Consider the following 3,495-nt stretch of genomic DNA (forward strand, 5'->3'; position numbering starts at 1 on the left):
CACGTCGGCGGGCGGGGCGGCCGGAGGGCCGCACTCGACGCCGCCCTCGGGGGCGAACGCCGTGGCCTTCTGTTCCCCGAGCGAGACCTGGGCCAGCGACGAGGGGAGCCGCTCGGCCTGCTCCGGCGGCAACGCCTCGCGCAGCCCGTCCGTCGGCAGGACCCGCAGGTCGAGCATGCGGGCGGCCGCCGAGACGTGGTGGCCGGTGAACGGCTCGGTCACCCGGCCCGCCCGTTCGTCCAGGCCCGCCACGCTCACCCGCAGCACCCCGAGGTCGAGCACGTGTTCGGACGCGCGGTCGGTCAGTTCCTTCAGCCCGCCGCCCACGAGTTCGGCCACACCGCCGAGGACGGGGGCGTCGCGGACCTGCTCGAACCCGGGCACGTCCGTCAGGCCGGGCAGCGGGATCCCGAGGGGGATGTCCCGGGTCGGGTTCGCCGCGTCGAGCTCGAACAGCGTCTCCCCGTCGCGTTCGAAGGCCAGCACCGGGGCCGTGTACTCGACGGTGGACGTGTCGGGGTCGCCGGTGGAGACCACACGCAGGGTGGGCTGGTCGGCCACCCGCACCGTGAGGCCGAGCGGGGTGCCCTTCAGGATCTCCAGCCGGGCCGCCCGCATCGTGGAGATCGATTCGACCGCCTTGCGGTCGCTGCCCGGGATGTCGGTCAGCCGCACGACCGACCGGGTGGACAGTGTCTGCGGTGCGCTGATCAGCGATCCGGTGCCGTCGGTGTCGTCCCCGCCGCCGGACAGCAGGCCGCCGAGGTGCGCCAGTGGCCCGGGCAGCTCGGACAGCGCCGCCCGGGCCCGGTCGCCGTCGTCCTGCCCGTCGTCCTCACCGGAGGCGCTGTCCTCACCGGGGACGCCGTCCTCACCGGGGGCGCCGTCACCGCCGAGGGCGCCGTCACCGAGGGCGCCGTCACCGAGGGCGCCGTCGTCACCGCCGAGGGCGCCGGTGTCGCCCCCGTCGTCCGCGTCGGACAGCCGGTGGGTGTCCGGCATGGTGGGGATCGCATCGACCAGGGACAGGTGGGCGGCCGAGGTCGAGGAGTCGGCGATGGTGCCGACACACGGACCGGTGGTGGGGCTCCAGCGGGCGTGGGCGCTGCCGTTCAGTCCGCTGATCCCGACGAGCGGGTTGTCCGGTGCCTCGAAACCGGTGCTGACCGGATCCTCGTTGTCCGGCAACGCCGTCTGCGAGACCGCACCGGGCACGGTCGGTGCGTGACCACCCACGGCGAGCCCGAACGGGGACGCCTCGGCGATCGCGCGCTCGTAGGTGAGGTACGACTCCGAGTTCGCCTCGGCCCGGGACAGCCCGAACCCTCCCTCCAGGGCGGACTGGTCGGGCAGGGACTCCTCGACGCCCGGCATGGAGGCCTCGGCGGGGACGGCCTCCGGTGCCAGGCGGAGCATGCCCAGTGCCGTGCCCGCCTTCCCGATCGCCCTGCCCTCCGGTGTCGGGGGGTCGGAGAACGGGGGCTGGCCCTCCTCCACCGGCTCGGGTTCGGGCGTCGTCGGCACGGTCTGGCCCGCGGCGGGTGCGGCGGACAGGACGAGTACCGCGACGGTGACGGGCGCGGCCAGCGCTCGGGGCAGGCGTCGGCGCATACGGGGGTCCTCCCAGTGGCGTGGTCACCCGGCGGCCGGGGCGACACCGATGTCGTCCTCCCCCCAACGAGGCGGGGGGCCCATCGGTGACGGAGGGTGGACCGCTACACTTGTGCGCAGCCGGGCACGGCCCGCGCCGCCTTAGCTCAGACGGCCAGAGCGGCTCACTCGTAATGAGCAGGTCAGGGGTTCGAATCCCCTAGGCGGCTCGGCAGGAAGGGCTCTCCGCCATGCGGGGGGCCCTTCTTCACGTCCGCCCACCTTCGCGCCGGTGCGCGGGCCGGACGTGAACGCTGGTTAAGGTGTGCCCATGCCGATGTTCGCCTTCGAGGGCACCAGCCCCACCGTGCACCCCGACGCCTGGATCGCGCCCACCGCGACGCTGATCGGGGACGTCGTCGTCGAGAAGAACGCCTCCATCTGGTACGGCGCCGTGCTGCGCGGTGATTTCGGCCGGATCGTCGTGCGGGAGGGCGCCAACGTCCAGGACAACTCGGTGCTGCACGTCAATGACGGGGCCTGCGAGGTGGGCCGCAACGCCACGATCGGCCACTCGTGCATCGTGCACGACTGCACGGTCGGGGAGCAGGCCCTCGTGGGCAACGCGGCCACCGTGCTGGACAAGGCCGTGATCGGTGCCCGCACCCTGGTCGCGGCGGGCGCCACCGTCACCCCGGGCACCGAGGTGCCGGAGGAGGTCATCGCCATGGGCAGCCCGGCGAAGAAGTTCGTGCCGTTGACCGACTCCGCCCGGGTGTGGATCGAGCACAACGCCGAGGTGTACCGGGAGCTGGCCCGCCGCCACGCGCAGGGCGTCGAACCCGTGTGACCACCCGGCGGAGGCCGACACACGCGAAAGGGCGCCTCCCCGTCGTGCGCGGGGAGGCGCCCTCGTCGTCCGTGGCTCCGTGGCTCCGTGGCTCCGTGGTGACGGGCGTGCCGCGGACCCGTCGGTCCGTCGGCCCGCGCCCGGTCCGCCCGGTCAGTCCTGCTCGGTCACCTCGCGGCCCCGGATCTCCTCCCGGTGTGCCGCCTCGCGGTCGTAGGACTCCTGGATCTCCTTCTCGGCCTCGATGCGGCTGGCCCAGGTGGAGCCCTCCACGCTCTTGGCCGGCTCCAGGTCCTTGTACACCTGGAAGAAGTGCTCGATCTCCAGCTTGTGGAACTCGTTGAGGTGGTGGATGTCCCGCAGGTGCTCCATCCGCGGGTCGTCCGACGGCACCGCGATGATCTTGTCGTCCGGGCCCTTCTCGTCGGTCATGCGGAACATGCCGATCGCCCTGCTCCGGATCAGGCAGCCGGGGAACGTCGGTTCCTGCACGAGCACGAGAACGTCGAGCGGGTCGCCGTCCTGGCCCAGCGTGTTGTCGATGAACCCGTAGTCGGCCGGATACTGGGTGGCCGTGAACAGGGTGCGGTCGAGCTTGATGCGCCCCGTCTCGTGGTCCATCTCGTACTTGTTGCGCTCCCCCTTGGGGATCTCGATCGTGACGTCGAACTCCACGCCGTCCTCGCTGCCTCGTCTCTCGGCGCCGCTTGCGGGCGGCTCACACTGCGTCTGACCTTCCTTCACTAGTGTGGACCAGGCAATCGGCCGGCAGGGCAGACGCGGTCGGGAAATGTGACGTCTGCCCCGTTGAACGGCGAGGAGGGTCTGTGGCAGGCGACACGGGCGCCGACCCCGGCGCGGCCGGTGGTGACCGGGGCGGCGGAACGGTCGGAGACGGTGGGTACGGCGCCGGACCCGCCCCGCGGTGGCCGTCGGACGACGACGATCCCGACCTCGCCCCCGCCGGACCGGAGGACAACCCACGGCAACCCACCGACGAGTGGGGCGTGCCCGAGGTCACAACGACCGAGCCGCCGACGGTGCGGCACCGGCTG

At 72.8% G+C, this 3,495-nt stretch carries 3 protein-coding genes, 1 tRNA gene and 1 pseudogene; 3 read left to right on the plus strand and 2 right to left on the minus strand.

Annotated features, from left to right (window positions below; genetic code table 11):
- A partial coding sequence (locus ACTIR_RS0115935) for a hypothetical protein (protein WP_026455027.1) occupies positions 1–1,611 on the minus strand: 1,611 nt, incomplete at its 3' end.
- A gap of 135 nt (positions 1,612–1,746) precedes the next feature.
- On the opposite strand from ACTIR_RS0115935, the gene ACTIR_RS0115940 reads away from it, so the two are divergent.
- Positions 1,747–1,820, plus strand: a tRNA-Thr gene (locus tag ACTIR_RS0115940).
- A gap of 101 nt (positions 1,821–1,921) precedes the next feature.
- Positions 1,922–2,440 (plus strand): gamma carbonic anhydrase family protein, encoded by a 519-nt coding sequence (locus ACTIR_RS0115945; RefSeq protein ID WP_026455028.1) that lies wholly within the window; start codon positions 1,922–1,924, stop codon positions 2,438–2,440.
- A 153-nt stretch (positions 2,441–2,593) separates the two neighbouring features.
- Here the strand turns inward: ACTIR_RS0115945 and ACTIR_RS0115950 are convergent, their stop codons facing one another.
- Positions 2,594–3,115, minus strand: a complete 522-nt coding sequence (locus tag ACTIR_RS0115950; RefSeq protein WP_026455029.1) for an inorganic diphosphatase — start codon at positions 3,113–3,115, stop codon at positions 2,594–2,596.
- A 152-nt stretch (positions 3,116–3,267) separates the two neighbouring features.
- Here ACTIR_RS0115950 and ACTIR_RS26790 point away from each other — a divergent pair.
- A pseudogene (locus tag ACTIR_RS26790) lies at positions 3,268–3,495 on the plus strand (hypothetical protein); the annotation flags it as partial.

Origin of the sequence: Saccharomonospora iraqiensis subsp. iraqiensis (assembly GCF_000430445.1) — a bacterium.
GTDB lineage: Bacteria > Actinomycetota > Actinomycetes > Mycobacteriales > Pseudonocardiaceae > Saccharomonospora > Saccharomonospora iraqiensis.